Raw genomic sequence first — 13326 nt, 5'->3', positions numbered from 1 at the left:
CTGCGCGCCGCGGCGGGTGCGGCCGGGGCCTCGGTCGGCCCGGTCGGCCCGGTCGGCCCGGTCGGAGGGGCGGCCGGCCCGTCGGTGGTGCGGGCCCCGGCGGGCCCGTCGGTGGTGACCGGTGCCGCCGCCCGGCCGCTGTCGCGCTCAGGCACCGCTGTCGGCACAGGTCGCCGGGCAGCTGACCCGGCAGGTCTGGGCGCAGGTCTGGCGGCCCTCCACCACGTCGGGCGTCGGCAGCGACTGCAGGGCGTCGGGGTCGGTCTCCACGGCTGTGGTCCTCTCGGTGGGTCGGCGCCGGCCCGCGGGCTCGAGGGCCCCGGAGGCCGGCGGTACGGGACGTGGTGGGCGCGGCCCGGCCGGTGTCCGGGCCGCGCCCGCCGGCCGTGACTAGGCGCCGGTGACGCCGCAGGTGGCCGGGCAGGTGGCGGCGCAGGTGTAGCTGCAGCGGCCGGCCTGGTTCTCCTCGGCGGGCAGCTGCTGCAGGGCGTCGAGGTCGAGTTCGAGCTCCACGGGGATGTTCCTCTCCGGGTGAGGGTGCCCGCCGGGTCGTCCCGGCGGGGCGGATCGCGGGGTGGATCGCGTGGTGCGGCACGGCCCTGCCGGGCCGCCGGACGCCGGTGTCAGATGCCGGTGCCCAGGCAGGTGTTGATGCAGGTCACCTGGCACGAACGGCCGCAGATACCGACCTGGTCCTCCTCGGCGGGCAGCTGCTGCAGCGCGTCGAGGTCGAGTTCGAGCTCCATGAGGGTGCTCCTCCCGGGAGTGGGCCCCGCCGGGGAGCCCCGGCGGGGTGGTGGGGCTGCGTCAGACGGCCGTGACTAGGCGCCGGTGACGCCGCAGGTGGCCGGGCAGGTGACGCGGCAGGTGTAGCCGCAGGCGGTGGTCTGCTCCTCCTCGGCGGGCAGCTGCTGCAGGGCGTCGAGGTCGAGTTCGAGCTCCATGGGGGTGTTCCTTCCTGGTGTGGTGGCCCCGCCGGGGAGCCCCGGCGGGGTGGTCCGGAGGCGTCGGGCGGCTGTCAGGCGCCGGTGACGCCGCAGGTGTTCGGGCAGGTGGTGCGGCAGGTGTAGCCGCAGATGCCGGCCTGGTTCTCCTCGGCGGGCAGCTGCTGCAGGGCGTCGAGGTCGAGTTCGAGCTCCATGGGGGTGTTCCTTCCTGGTGTGGTGGCCCCGCCGGGGAGCCCCGGCGGGGTGGTCCGGAGGCGGCTGCGGTTGCGGCCGGCCCGTCAGATGGCGCTGGCGTTGCAGGTGAACGGGCAGCTCGTGCAGCAGCTCCAGCGGCATTCCGTGGCCTGCTCCTCCTCGGCGGGGAGCTGCTGCAGGGCGTCGAGGTCGATCTCCATGACCGGAGTCCTTTCGGTCGCTCTACTTGCCGGTCGCCAGGCAGGTGGCCTTGCAGCTGACCTTGCAGGAGATCCGGCAGGCGGTGGTCTGCTCCTCCTCGGCGGGCAGCTGCTGCAGGGCGTCGAGGTCGAGGTCGAGCTCCATGGCGGTGTTCCTTTCGGCGGATTCAACGGGTGGGCGGGTCCGCCCTACGGCGGGCTCCACGGCAGGCCCCTGCGACGGGGCCCGCCGTGGTGGCCCGGGCGGTGTTACTCCCCGCCGGTGGACAGGCAGGTGTACGGGCAGCTGACCGAGCAGGAGAACTTGCAGATGCTGGTCTGCTCCTCCTCGGCGGGCAGCTGCTGCAGGGCGTCGAGGTCGAGTTCGAGCTCCATGGCGGTGTTCCTTTCGGCAGGTTCAACGGATGGGCGGGTCCGCCCCTACGACGGGGCCCCTACGACGGGCCCCTGCGCCGGGCCCCCGCGGCACGCGGCCGCGACGGGGCCCGCCGTGGTGGCCCGGGCGGTGTTACGCCCCGCCGGTGGCCAGGCAGGTGTACGGGCAGCTGACCGAGCAGGAGAACTGGCAGGCGGTGGCCTGCTCCTCCTCGGCGGGCAGCTGCTGCAGGGCGTCCAGGTCGAGTTCCATGAGGGTTCCTCTCCAAGAAACGGGGTGCCGCGTGACGGGGGCCGGCGGGGTGCCGGCCCGTGGTCACGAGGCGTCGGGCGAGGTGTACGGGCAGGTGACGCGGCAGGTGTAGCTGCAGGGACCGGTCTGCTCCTCCTCGGCGGGGAGCCGCTCCAGGGCGTCCAGGTCGAGTTCCATCGGTGATCACCTCCTTCCGGGACGGGATGCGACGGCACGGCACGGCACAGCACGGCGTGGGCCGTGCGAGGCGGTGCGGATCAGGCGGGGCCCACGGGGGTGGGGCCCCGCCCGGTGAGGAACCGGACGACCGATGCGACGACCGGGTCGTCGGTTCCCGTCCCGAGCGCGGCGTGGCCGCGGTCGGGAAGCTCCAGGTAGTGGAAGTCGGCGCCGGGCCGGCGGCCCAGGGCCGTCAGCCGTTCGGCCAGCGCCCGCGAGTGCGCGACCGGGACGGAGTCGTCGCGGGCGCCGTGCACCAGCAGCAGCGGGGCGCGCAGGGCGGGTGCCAGGGCCTCGACGTCCCGCGGTCCGAGGTCGTCCTCGACGGGGGTCAGCCCGTCCAGCCGTTCGACCATGCCGCGGACCTGCGCCGATCCGTCGGCGTGCAGCCGCGGCCCGGACAGGAACGGGGCCACCGCCGCGCAGGCGGACCAGCCGTCGGGTTCGGTGGCCGCCGCCAGCAGGGCCAGGTAGGCGCCGTAGCTGACCCCGTACAGGGCGGGCCGGTCGAGCCCGGGGGCGCGTCCGTGGCGCAGGAAGCGCGCGACGCCGGCCACGTCGGCGAGGTCCGGGCCGCCCCAGCGCCCGGCGATGGCGAGGGTGTGGGCGGCGCCGTAGCCGGTGCTGCCGCGCGGGTTCGGCGCGACCACGGCCACGCCGGCGCGGGCGAGCGCCTGCAGGAACGGGTCGAAGCCGAGCGTCCACCGGCTGTTGGGGCCGCCGTGCAGCGCGACCACGAGGTGCCGGGCGGTGCGCCAGTCGGGGCCGTACAGCACCGCCTCGACCGGGCCGTCCGCGCCGGGGAGGGTCTCCAGGCGGGCCGGCCGGTACGGGCGCGGGGGCGGCTCCGGCAGGGCGAGTTCGGTGCTGCCGGGCGGGAGCCAGCCGAGTGCGCGCGGCCGGCCGGGGTCGGAGTGGGGGAGCCAGAGCCCGTGCCGGGTCCAGGCGCCGGCCGGCTGCAGTTCGCCGGCCGGCATGCCGATCCGGCGGGCGGCGCCGGAGTCCGGGTCCAGCAGGGTGAGGAAGGACCTGGCGCCGCAGGTGGTGAGCAGGGCCAGCTCGCGGCCGTCCGGGTCGACGGCCAGCGGGTGGACGGCGCCGGGCAGGCCGGTGTCGCCCACCACCGGGCGCGGCGGCGCGCCGCCGTCCAGGTCGGCCAGCACCAGGCGGGCACCCCCGGGGGCGGTCCGCGCGAGCAGTACCCGCCCGGCGGCCGCGGCCAGGACGTGGGCCGGCCCGGTGACGGACGGCAGGCCGCGGACCGTGCCGTCGGCGAGGTCCAGCACGAGCGGGCTCGGGATCTCGTCGAGCAGCCGGGTGAACAGCACCCGGTGGCCGAGCACCGTCCCGCCGAGCAGCGTCCCCGGCACCCGGGCCAGCTCCTCGAAGCGGGTCCCCGTCGGGTGCACCGCGATCACCTGGGTGTCCCGGGCCGCGCCGCCGCTCACCCCGAGGGCGAGCAGGCCCGAACCGGCGGGCGCCGGCAGCAGCCGCAGCGGCCGCCCGGTGGGGACGGGCACGGTGTCCTCGTGCCCGTCGGCGGTCAGCCGGGCCAGTGACTGGGCGCCGCCCGCGCCGTACCAGGAGGCCAGCAGGGCGGTGTCGTCGAGCGGGAGCAGCTGGGTCCAGGTGGGGTCGGAGCCCAGGCCGGTCCGCAGGTCGGGGCGAGGTCCGGACCGGCCCAGGCTCCAGCTCTCGGCCAGGTGGCGTCCCTCGGCGTCGGTGGCCACGCAGGCGGCGCGCAGGCCGTCGGCGGAGAACCGGAAGCTCGTCCGGACGGTCACCTCGGCACTCGTCACCTCCGCACCCGTCACCAAGGTCTCCGCGGCCCCCGTCAGGGCGGTGGCGCTCACGCCCGCACCGCCGTACGGCCGGCCGGGGCGAGCGCGTGGGCGGCCGGGCCGTCGGCCATCCACGGACGGGGACCGCCGTGGCGCAGCCGGAGCAGGAAGCCGACGACACCGGCCAGCCCGACGTTGTAGTCGGCGGTGACCGCCTGCCCGCTCTCGTCCGCGATCAGCAGGCGGCCGTCCCGGGTGGTGTGCCGGGCGTACAGCGCGGCCGCCAGCTCCTGCGCCCAGTCCCGGTACGGGCCGCCGGCCGCGTCGGCGAGGTCGAGCAGGAACTCGCCGTTGCCCGCCAGGCCGTGGCAGGCCGCGGTGGGCGAGTTCCACCGCGCCTGCCGGACGGCGAGCGCGGCCGCCTCGGCGAGCTCCAGGTGGGCGGGGTCGCCGGTGTCCTGCCAGAGCCGCAGCAGGAAGGTGCCGACGCCGGACGCCCCGCTGCACCAGTGGTAGAGCATCCCGGTGCCGGGCGCGTCGTCCCGGTCGGTGCGCCAGCGGGCCCCCCACGGCCCGCGTTCGGCCTCGGCGGCCAGGGTGTTCCCGGCGGCGACGGCGGCGTCCAGGTAGCGCCGGTCGCCGGTGGCCCGGGCGGCGGCCAGCAGGGTGCAGCCGACGCCGGCGACGCCGTGGGCGAAGCCGAGGTGGCGGATGCCGGCCAGCGTCGAGTCGAAGTCCGCGGGGACCGGCCACCAGACCCGGCCGTCCGCGTACTCGGCGGCGGCCAGCAGGTCGTCGGCGGCCTCGGCCGCACGCCGGAGGAAGTCCTCGCGTCCGGTGGCGTGCCACAGGTGGAGCTGGGTGAGCGCGCTGCCGGCGGTGCCGTGGCAGACGTCCGGGTTGGGCCAGCGCACCGGGAGGGCCAGGGCCAGCTCGACGGCGTGGTCGGCGAGGTCCCGGTCGTCGAGGCGGCGGGCGGCGTCGTGCAGGGCCCAGGCGGTGCCGGCGCGGCCGAAGTAGAGGCCGGGCAGCAGCCGGGGGACGGCGGTGCGCCGCCGGTCGATCCAGCCGGCGACGCCGGCCAGGGCGGCGCGGACGTCCTCGCGTCCGGTGTGCCCGTCGGCGAGGGTCAGCAGGCCGAGCACACCGGCGGCGCCGTGCTGCACGTTGCAGGCGTCGGTGCCGTCGCCGAAGTCGGTGCTGGGCCAGAGACGGCGGGTGTCCCGGCCGGGGCCGGGCAGGGTGGCGAGCAGGTGGGCGAGGCCGTCGTCGATCAGGCGCTGCTGCCGGGCGGGGTCGAGCCGGTCCCCGTCGGGGTCGGTGCCACCGCGGCCGGTCGGCTCGCCGGGTCCGTCCAGGAACGCGTCGAGCCGTTCCAGGGTCCAGCGCGCGGCGGGGTCGTCGGCGGTGAGGCCGAGCACGGCCGGGGCGAGCTGGCGGGCGGCCCGGTTGCGGGCGCCGGACACGGCGAGCATCCCGGCGATCCGGGGCCGGTGGGCGGAGGGTTCGGGCCGGTCCTCGGGGAAGAGCGGCGAGGTGCCGAGGGCCAGGTAGAACAGGACCGCGCCGAGCGCGAAGAGGTCCGACTCGGGGCCGGGGGAGGGGCCGAAGCGCGGCCCGTCGGTGACCTCGGGACCGGCGAAGCCCTCGGTGAAGCCACGGGTGGTCCACTCGCCGGGCCGGCTCGCGAGCTCGGGGTCGATCAGCCGCAGCCCGCCGTCCGGGCCCACGATGATGTTGTTCGGGGTGAAGTCGCGGTAGACCAGCCCCCGGGCGTGCACCTGGGCCAGCAGCGCGGCGAGCCGGCGGGCGAGGTCCCGCACCAGCTCCGGGGCCAGGCCGCCGGTGCGGTCGGTGCGGTCCAGCTCGTCCTGCACCCACTGGGTCAGGGTGGTGCCGGGCAGGGCCTCCTGGACGAGGAAGGTGTGTCCGTCGACGTCGAACAGGTCGACGTGCCCGGCGGCGATGCCGGCGAGTTCGGCGAGCAGCGAGCCCTCGCGGCGCAGCGAGGCGCGGGCGTCCTCCCCGGTCACCCGGGTGCCCACGTGCGCGCGGGCCTGCTTGATCACCACGTCCGCGCCGGTCCGGTGGTCGACGCCCCGGTAGACGCCGCCGCGGGCCGAGTGCCGGATGGCCTCGCGGATCTCGTACCGGTCGACGAGCAGCACCGGGCCGGGCCTGCGGGGCGCGGCGGCGGGGCGCCCGGGCGCGCCGGGGAAGGGCGGCACGGCCCACGGCGGCGGGCAGAACCACGGCTTGCGGACGTCCTCGACGAGGGTGCCGTCCGGCGCCTCCAGGCGCAGTTCGTGGCTGCCGTCGTTGGTCAGCACCGGCACCCCGCCGTAGACGCCGTAGCGGTAGTGCACCAGGCTGCCCGGCCGGTAGCGCCGGTCGGAGAGGATGGCCGGCCCGGGCAGGCCGGCGGTGGCCTCGTCGAGGGCGGCGGCCAGGATGCGCAGCTGCTCGTCGTCGGCGGGGTAGCAGGTGACGATCTTGCCGCACTGCGCGCGGTCGGTGCGGTCCGAGGTGAGCTCCTCGACCAGGGCGATGCTCCGCGCGAACTTGAAGCCGCAACCGTGTTCCACCAGGACGGTCGCCGCGCGGTGCACCACCTCGGGCGCGGACAGCCGGGTCGCCGACAGGTGCAGCTTCCAGCCCTGGACCCGCTCGTCGCGTCCGGGCGGCATGACCCGGCACCAGGTCCGGTCCTCCGTCACGGTCCAGTCGTGGGCCCCGTACTCGGCGAGGACGGCCTGCGCCAGTCCCCGAAGGCGGAACCGCCCCGGCCCCTCGCCCGTCCCTCGACCGTCACCGAACGACCCTGCCTCCTGCACCTGCCGCCTCCCCATCCGCTCGCCGTCCCCGCCCGCCCCCGAGCCGGCCGGCCGTCGAGGGCACCGCCGTCGCTGACAACGGCGGTGCCCTCCGGACGGGTCAGCCTGCGGGGGCCGTGCTCCCGGCGTCGGCCGGGCACGGGAAGGGACGCTAGTGCGGCGGGGGCGCCCGGCAGATCGTGGAAACCCGCAGGGGTTCCCCGTAGCGGCCGGGGCGGGGACGGCTGCGGGAATCCCCGATTGCGCGGGCCCGCCGCCGGCCTTAAGGGAGGGTCGGTCAGGGAGTGCGGTCAGGGACGTGCGGTCAGGGCCGGTGCGGTCAGGGCCGGTCGGTCACGGCCGGGGGGTCAGGGCCGGGCGCAGGGCACCCGACCAGGGGCGCCGGGCCTCAGACGGCGTCCAGCGCGCGGGCCAGGGCGCCGCGCCGGCTGATGCCCAACTTGTGGTAGACGTGCGTCAGATGGGTCTCCACGGTGCGGACGCTGACGAACAGCCGGGCGGCGATGCCCTGGTTGGTGAGGCCCTCGACGACCAGGTCGGCGATCTCGCGCTCCCGGGCCGACAGCACGCGGTCCCCGGACGCGGCGGACCGGCCGCCGTCGTCCCGCCGGCCGCCCTCCTCGCGCCTGCCGCCCCCGGCCCGGCCGGTCGCGCCGTACCCGGCCGCGTCGTACCCGTCCGCGCTGCCCGCGGGCGGGTAGGAGTGCCGCAGCTCCGCGGCCGCCGCCCGCAGCGCGTGCGCGCCGGCCCGGCCGAACTGGTCCTCCGCCGCGGCGAGTGCCCGCTCGAACTCCGCGCCGCCGGCCGACGGCCGCCCCGCCCCCGGCCGCCCCACGGACCGGGCCGCCAGCAGGTACGCCTGGCCGGCCTTGACCGGCATCCCCGCCGCCGCGAGCTGCCCGCCCACCCGCACCGCCAGCTCCGCCGCCCGCGCGTGCTCGCCGCGCACCGCGAGCAGCCGGGCCTCGGCGAACTGCGCGACGCCGTCCGCCACGGTCAGCCCGGTGACCCGGCCGACCCGGGCCGCCTGAGCGGCGTGCCGGGCGACCTCCTCGGCGTTCCCCGCGCGTGCCCAGACGGCGGCGGCCAGGTCGTGGCCGTGGACGGACATCGGGTCGTCCCGCCGCCCCGTGATCCCGAGCAGCCGGACCGCCTCCTGCGGCGCCAGCGGGCGGCCCATCGCCACCGAGCACTCGACCCGTACGTGCCGGACGAAGCCCGCCCACATCCAGTTGTCCGGCTCGGGGCAGCCCTCCAGCAGTGCCAGCGCGGGCCCGGCGGCCTCGGCCCCGGAGCCCCACAGCACGGCCCGCAGCCGCAGCGCGGCGGCCGGCGCCAGCACCTCCGCGGTGCCGAGCGATCCGGCCAGCCGCAGCGCCGTCTCGGCCGCCGCGAGCGCCTCGTCCAGCGGGCCGGACGCGGCGAGCAACGCCGCCCGGACGACGTGCAGTTCGGGCAGCAGGTAGCGGTGCCGGTGGGCCTCCGCGAGGGCGACGGCCTCCTCGACCCGGCGGGCGCAGCGGTGCGGGCGCTCCAGCAGGATCTCCGCCCAGCAGAGGTCGGACAGGCCGCCGAGCAGCCGCAGCCGTTCGCTGCCGGTGAGGGAGTCGGCGAGGCGTTCGGCCGCGTCCAGCGCGTCGTGGGCGCCCACGACGTCGCCCTTCACCATCCGGCCGAGGCTGCGCAGGGTGTGCGCGGCGGCGGCCACCTCGGGGCGGGCCGAGGGCAGCGCCATGGCGTCGAGCCGGTCCAGACATCGGCCCCACCGGGCGTTCATCATCTCGGTTCTCGCCAGCTGGAGTTCGGCCTCCGCCGAGCCGTGCGCCCGGCCGCCGGAGTCGGCCGGGCCGTCGGCGTGCGCGGCGCCGGCGTGGGACGGGCCGTCGGAGCGGGACGGGCCGGAGCGGCCCGGCGCGTCGGCCGCGTACGGCGGGCGGGGCGGGCCGTCGGGGTGCTCGCGGGGCCCGTCCGCGCCGCCGGGACGGTCGTCCGGACCGGTGTCCCCGGGCCGCAGCCGGCACCGGACGCCGTCGGAGGCCTGCCGCGGGGCCCGCGCGGGGACGGGCTCCCGCACCCCCCGCGCCACCGGCGCCGGTCCCGTGCCGCCCGGCTCCCCGCCGTCGTTCAGCAGCCGGTACGCGCGTTCGCCCCGGCCGCGTAACCGCTCGCCCATGGCGAGCAGGTCGGCGGCCTGCGCCCGGCTCCCGTCCGGCCCGGTGAGCAGCGGGGCCAGCAGCTCGGCCGCCTCGTCGAGCCGGCCGGTCACCGTCAGCGCCCGTCCGAGCAGCAGCGCGGCCCGCCGCCGCTGCGGGTGGCCGGGCCGGTCGGCGAGCGCCCGCAGCACCATGCGCAGCCGGCGGACGCTGGTCTCGGGCGCCTGGTCGAGCTGGGCACGGGCGGTGTCGACCAGCCGGGTGAGCTCCTCGTCGGTGGCGGTGTGGGCGAGGTGTTCGGCGTGGTCGGCCCAGGCGCGGGGGGCGTCCCCGCGCCGGTCGAGGTGGGCGGCGGCCCGCCGGTGGCCCTCGGCGCGCCGGCCCGGACCGGCCAGGCGGTAGCCGACGGCGCCCAGCAGCGGCCGGCGGAACCGGTACCACCCGGCGGCGCCGACCAGGCAGCCGTGGTCGACCAGGTCGTCGAGGACGGTGCCGATCTCCTCCGCGGGCAGCGCGGCCACCTCGGCGACGAGCGCGGGGTCGAACTCCGGCCCGGCGACCGCGGCGGCCGTGAGCACCAGCCGGGCGCGGCCCGGCAGGGTGTTGAACTCGCCCAGCAGATCGGGGTCCGGGTGCCAGCCGTCCAGCCGGCCCACCGCGCGCGGGTCGCCCGCGGCGAGCGCGTCCGCCAGCTCGCCGACGAGTTCGGGGGCCAGTCCGGCGGCCAGCGAGTGCAGCGCGCGCAGCTGGCGCGGGTTGCCGTCGCCCGCGGTGAGGTACAGCCGCCGGTGGGCGGACGTGGCGGCGGGCGCCAGCCGTACCGCGTCGGCCCCGGCGAGCGGGCCGAGCACGATCCGCAGGGTGTCGGCGTCCGAGAGGGCCCGGGCCAGCCAGGGCGGGCAGCCGCCGGCGCGGTGGGCGAGCACGCAGGCCAGCCGCTCGTCGGCCGGGCCGCGCAGCAGGTGCCCGAGCAGTTGCAGGGACTCCTGGTCGGCCCACTGCAGGTCGTCCAGGACGAGCACGGTCCGGCGTTCGCCGTTCAGCAGGGCGTCCCGCAGCCGGCGGTGGCGGCGGTGGCGCTGGGCCGCGCCGGTGGCGGGCTGCTCGCTGAACTCCTCCAGGAGGTTGCGCACCGGGCAGTGACCCAGGGCGTTCAGCAGCAGCCCGTACGGCACCTCCCGGTCCGACCAGGTGGCCGACGCCCGGCGGACGTCCAGGCCGGCCGCCGCGGCCCGGTCGGCCAGTTCGGCGAGGAGCCGGGTCTTGCCGATGCCGGGCGCCCCCTCGACCACCACGACCCGCCGGGCGCGGTGCGCCCCGGTCACCGCCCCGACGAGCCGGGCCAGTTCGAGTTCCCGTCCCACCCAGGGACCCGGGGACGACCCGTCCGCCGTGCCCCCGGTCCCGCGCGTGTCCACCGCCGGTCGCAACACCACTGCCTCCCCTTGCTGCCGGGCCCGGGGTGTCCGGCCGATCGTCACGAGCAGGAGTTCACCGGGCCGTTGCGTCGCGTTCCTCCGGGACCGGTCGAAGCGATCCCGGCATGATCCTCTCCTCCGCCGGGGCTCCTGTCGAGAAGGCGTGGAGGGCCCTTCACGGAGGGTGCACAGGAGCCGCCCGGTGTGCCCGGACCTGCCCGGACCTGCCCGGCTCGCCGGTCACGGTCCGGCGGACGACGATGGAGGACGGGGCAGGCTCGGCACCGGAGGTACCCGTGGCAGTGGCAGACGGCCGGACCGTCGACGTACTGGTCGTCGGGGCGGGCCCGGTGGGCCTGAGCGCGGCCGCCGAACTCCGCCGGCACGGGGTGGGCTGCCGGCTGGTCGACCGCCTGCCGGAGCGACTCCCGTACGCCAAGGCGGTGGGCATCCAGCCGCGCACCCTGGAGATCTGGGACCGGATGGGCCTGGCCCGGGCCGTCCTGGAGGCCGCCGAACCGCTGCGCGGCCAGCTGGTGTACGTCGACGGCGCCCTCACGGCGCGGATGGAGCTGACCCTGCCGCCCGAGGTGCCGTACGGCTTCGCCGCGCTGCCGCAGTACGCGACCGAGCGCCTGCTGGAGGAGTACGTCGCGGGCCTCGGCACCCGGATCGAGCGCGGCACCGAGCTGCTCTCCTTCACCCAGGACGAGGACGCGGTGACCGCACGGCTGGCCACCGCCGACGGGGGCGGGGAGGAGGTCCGGGCCCGCTACCTGATCGGCTGCGACGGCGCGCACAGCCTGGTGCGCAAGGGGCTCGGGCTGCGCTTCGAGGGCGGCGCCTTCGCCGAGGAGTACATGCTCGCCGACGTCGAGGCCGACTGGGACCTGCCGTCCGGCTACGGCGTGCGCTCCACCCGGCGCGCCGTGGACGGCGGCGCGGACGACGTGCTGGTCTGCATCCCGCTGCCCGGCGGCCGGTACCGGATGTCGATGCTGGTCGCGCCCGAGCTCTCCACGGCGGGCGCCACGGGCGACGGCGTGGCGCACGGCCTGGAGGGCGGCCGGCGCCCGGAGCTGTCGCACGTCCAGGCCGTCGTCGACCGGCTGGGCCCCGAGCCGGCGACCGTGTCCGACCTGCGCTGGTCCTCGGTGTTCCGGATCAGCCACCGGATCGTCGACCGCTACGGCGAGGGCCGGGTCTTCGTCGCGGGCGACGCCGCCCACATCCACCCGCCCACCGGCGCCCAGGGCATGAACACCGGTATCCAGGACGCCGCCAACCTGGCCTGGAAGCTCGCCCTGGTGGTCCGCGGCGTGGCCGGCCCCGCCCTGCTCACCAGCTACGACGCCGAACGCCGCCCGGTCGGCGAGGAGGTCGTCGGCCGGACCGTCCGGCACTCCGTGCACGGCTACGAGGGCGACCCCGACGACCCGGACACCCTGCTGCGGCGCGAGGCCCAGCTGCTGGTCGGCTACCGCGGCGGCCCGCTCGCCGGCCCGCCGCACGGGCCCGCCGACGCGCCCCAGCCCGGTGACCGGGCCCCGGACTGCGCGGGCCTGAGCACGCCGTTGGCCGCCTACCCGCTGCGCCTGCTCGACGTCCTGCGCGGCCGCCCGGGCCATGTGCTGCTGCTGTACGCGGCCGACCCGGCCGCCGTGGCCGGGGCCGCCGCCGCGGCGGCGCGGGAGACGGGCGGCGGGCTGCCGGTGGTCGCGATCCTCGCCGCCGAGGCGGCCGAGGCGGCGGAAGGGGCCCGGTCCGGTGCCGGCGTGCCCGGGTACCGGGACGCGGCCGGGGAGTTCGCCCGGCTCTACCGTCCCGACGGGCCGACCGGCTTCGTGGTCCGCCCGGACGGCCAGCTCGGCGCCCGCTTCCCGCTGGCCGGCACCGCGGCGGCCCTGGCCGAGTACCACCGGGCGCTCTCCGTCCCGGCCTGAGCCGTCCGGCACGTCAGCCGCGGCGGGCAGCCGGGGTCGGGCGTGTCGCCCGGGCGGCGAGGACGGCGCGCCCGGCGCCGTACGCCGTGAGCAGCCAGACCGCCACCGCGATCCAGAGCAGCACCCGGCCCGGCGTGTCGAGCCACGGGAGGCCGGCGGCGGCCGAGGCGGAGAGCGTGGCGACGGCGGTCATCCCGAGCGGGAACACCGTGGACCAGCGGCGGATGTCGTAGTGGAGCCGGGGCCGGGCGACCTCGGCGCAGACCAGCACCGCGTACCAGGCCAGCGAGAGCCCGAGCAGCACCAGGGTGGTCGTGCGCAGCGCGGCGTGCGCCGAGCCCGTCCAGGCGCCCGAGGCGAGGAGCTTGGAGGCGGCCAGGGCGGAGATGGCGAGCGCCCCGCCGGCCACCCAGTGGTCGCCGGCCCCGGCCGTCAGCTGCCGCAGGTCGAAGCGGACCAGCGCCTCGACGTACAGGGTCAGCCCCAGCAGGAACGGCGCCAGCGCCGTCCAGGCCAGCCAGTCGCCGGCCTGCGGGGCCAGGACGGCGGCCAGCACCGCCAGGCCCTCGGTGGCCACGCAGATCAGGAAGGCCGCGCCGGGCGCGGGCCTGGGGAGGTGCTCCAGCACCGCCGGCAGCAGCACCGCCCAGGCCGCGGTCGCCAGGACGAGCAGCACCGCCGCGACCGCGGTCCACCCGATCTGGTCCAGGCGGACGCCGAGGACGGTGGTGGCGGCGACGGCGGTGAGGGCCGGTGGGGTGTCGGCCCGGGCGGCCCATCCGTGGCGGTCGGTCAGCAGCAGCGCTGCGAAGCCGCCCGCGAGGAGCAGCCAGAGCACCCCGGCCAGCACCAGGTCGAGGACCGAGAGCACCTCGAAACCGGTCAGGTGCAGGCCGACCGAGAGGATGCCGGTCGCCATCACCGCCGCGCCGGTGGCCGGGGGCAGCCCGGCCCAGCGGGAGATGCCGCGCGCGTTCATGGCTCCATCGCAGCCCGCGTGTGCCGGTA

15 protein-coding genes are annotated in these 13326 nt (G+C 77.9%); 1 reads left to right on the top strand and 14 read right to left on the bottom strand.

Translation table 11 applies throughout. The features are described 5' to 3' along the window. Positions 1-147: 147 nt before the first annotated feature. The 13 genes from ACWEQL_RS21605 to ACWEQL_RS21545 form a co-directional block, all read right to left on the bottom strand. A complete protein-coding gene (locus ACWEQL_RS21605) occupies positions 148-270 on the bottom strand; it encodes a hypothetical protein (protein ID WP_452151905.1) in 123 nt (40 codons plus the stop codon). Positions 271-390: 120 nt separating this feature from the next. After that, positions 391-513: an ALQxL family class IV lanthipeptide gene (locus ACWEQL_RS21600; RefSeq protein ID WP_452151904.1), complete on the bottom strand. Its 123-nt coding sequence runs from the start codon at positions 511-513 to the stop codon at positions 391-393. A gap of 110 nt (positions 514-623) precedes the next feature. Beyond that, complete coding sequence (locus tag ACWEQL_RS21595; RefSeq protein WP_452151903.1) at positions 624-746, bottom strand: ALQxL family class IV lanthipeptide; 123 nt, start codon at positions 744-746, stop codon at positions 624-626. A 75-nt stretch (positions 747-821) separates the two neighbouring features. Further along, positions 822-944 (bottom strand): ALQxL family class IV lanthipeptide, encoded by a 123-nt coding sequence (locus ACWEQL_RS21590; protein ID WP_452151902.1) that lies wholly within the window; start codon positions 942-944, stop codon positions 822-824. 74 nt (positions 945-1018) lie between these two features. Next, on the bottom strand, positions 1019-1141 hold the full coding sequence (locus ACWEQL_RS21585) for an ALQxL family class IV lanthipeptide (protein WP_452151901.1): 123 nt from the start codon (positions 1139-1141) through the stop codon (positions 1019-1021). 84 nt (positions 1142-1225) lie between these two features. Next, positions 1226-1342, bottom strand: coding sequence for an ALQxL family class IV lanthipeptide (locus ACWEQL_RS21580; RefSeq protein ID WP_452151900.1), 117 nt, complete (start codon positions 1340-1342; stop codon positions 1226-1228). Positions 1343-1364: 22 nt separating this feature from the next. Then, on the bottom strand, positions 1365-1487 hold the full coding sequence (locus tag ACWEQL_RS21575; RefSeq protein ID WP_452151899.1) for an ALQxL family class IV lanthipeptide: 123 nt from the start codon (positions 1485-1487) through the stop codon (positions 1365-1367). Between the two features lie 104 nt (positions 1488-1591). Continuing rightward, a complete protein-coding gene (locus tag ACWEQL_RS21570) occupies positions 1592-1717 on the bottom strand; it encodes an ALQxL family class IV lanthipeptide (RefSeq protein WP_452151898.1) in 126 nt (41 codons plus the stop codon). A gap of 133 nt (positions 1718-1850) precedes the next feature. Continuing rightward, positions 1851-1970 carry an ALQxL family class IV lanthipeptide gene (locus tag ACWEQL_RS21565; RefSeq protein WP_452151897.1) on the bottom strand — a complete coding sequence of 40 codons (120 nt, stop codon included), beginning with the start codon at positions 1968-1970 and terminating at the stop codon, positions 1851-1853. Positions 1971-2033: 63 nt separating this feature from the next. After that, positions 2034-2147 (bottom strand): ALQxL family class IV lanthipeptide, encoded by a 114-nt coding sequence (locus ACWEQL_RS21560; protein WP_452151896.1) that lies wholly within the window; start codon positions 2145-2147, stop codon positions 2034-2036. 80 nt (positions 2148-2227) lie between these two features. Next, positions 2228-4042, bottom strand: a complete 1815-nt coding sequence (locus tag ACWEQL_RS21555; RefSeq protein WP_452151895.1) for an alpha/beta hydrolase family protein — start codon at positions 4040-4042, stop codon at positions 2228-2230. Beyond that, positions 4039-6804, bottom strand: a complete 2766-nt coding sequence (lanL, locus tag ACWEQL_RS21550; protein ID WP_452151894.1) for a class IV lanthionine synthetase LanL — start codon at positions 6802-6804, stop codon at positions 4039-4041. Before lanL ends, ACWEQL_RS21555 begins: the two co-directional genes overlap by 4 nt. Before the next feature lie 388 nt (positions 6805-7192). Further along, positions 7193-10321 carry a helix-turn-helix transcriptional regulator gene (locus ACWEQL_RS21545; RefSeq protein WP_452151893.1) on the bottom strand — a complete coding sequence of 1043 codons (3129 nt, stop codon included), beginning with the start codon at positions 10319-10321 and terminating at the stop codon, positions 7193-7195. A 314-nt stretch (positions 10322-10635) separates the two neighbouring features. Between ACWEQL_RS21545 and ACWEQL_RS21540 the strand changes: the two genes are divergently transcribed. Beyond that, the gene (locus tag ACWEQL_RS21540; protein WP_452151892.1) at positions 10636-12318 is read left to right on the top strand and encodes an FAD-dependent monooxygenase; all 1683 of its coding nucleotides are present in this window, start codon (positions 10636-10638) and stop codon (positions 12316-12318) included. Between the two features lie 13 nt (positions 12319-12331). Here the strand turns inward: ACWEQL_RS21540 and ACWEQL_RS21535 are convergent, their stop codons facing one another. Then, positions 12332-13297: a tellurite resistance/C4-dicarboxylate transporter family protein gene (locus tag ACWEQL_RS21535; RefSeq protein WP_452151891.1), complete on the bottom strand. Its 966-nt coding sequence runs from the start codon at positions 13295-13297 to the stop codon at positions 12332-12334. Positions 13298-13326: the final 29 nt, after the last annotated feature.

This window comes from Kitasatospora sp. NPDC004240 (assembly GCF_053603215.1).
This window is presented reverse-complemented; position numbering and strand designations above follow the sequence as displayed.

What these genes read in the sequence shown, in the direction of transcription:
- ACWEQL_RS21595 (WP_452151903.1), bottom strand. Translation starts at nt 746, where the DNA reads ATGGAGCTCGAACTCGACCTCGACGCGCTGCAGCAGCTGCCCGCCGAG.
- ACWEQL_RS21590 (WP_452151902.1), bottom strand. Translation starts at nt 944, where the DNA reads ATGGAGCTCGAACTCGACCTCGACGCCCTGCAGCAGCTGCCCGCCGAG.
- ACWEQL_RS21585 (WP_452151901.1), bottom strand. Translation starts at nt 1,141, where the DNA reads ATGGAGCTCGAACTCGACCTCGACGCCCTGCAGCAGCTGCCCGCCGAG.
- ACWEQL_RS21580 (WP_452151900.1), bottom strand. Translation starts at nt 1,342, where the DNA reads ATGGAGATCGACCTCGACGCCCTGCAGCAGCTCCCCGCCGAGGAGGAG.
- ACWEQL_RS21575 (WP_452151899.1), bottom strand. Translation starts at nt 1,487, where the DNA reads ATGGAGCTCGACCTCGACCTCGACGCCCTGCAGCAGCTGCCCGCCGAG.
- ACWEQL_RS21570 (WP_452151898.1), bottom strand. Translation starts at nt 1,717, where the DNA reads ATGGAGCTCGAACTCGACCTCGACGCCCTGCAGCAGCTGCCCGCCGAG.
- ACWEQL_RS21565 (WP_452151897.1), bottom strand. Translation starts at nt 1,970, where the DNA reads ATGGAACTCGACCTGGACGCCCTGCAGCAGCTGCCCGCCGAGGAGGAG.
- ACWEQL_RS21560 (WP_452151896.1), bottom strand. Translation starts at nt 2,147, where the DNA reads ATGGAACTCGACCTGGACGCCCTGGAGCGGCTCCCCGCCGAGGAGGAG.
- ACWEQL_RS21540 (WP_452151892.1), top strand. Translation starts at nt 10,636, where the DNA reads ATGGAGGACGGGGCAGGCTCGGCACCGGAGGTACCCGTGGCAGTGGCA.
- ACWEQL_RS21535 (WP_452151891.1), bottom strand. Translation starts at nt 13,297, where the DNA reads ATGAACGCGCGCGGCATCTCCCGCTGGGCCGGGCTGCCCCCGGCCACC.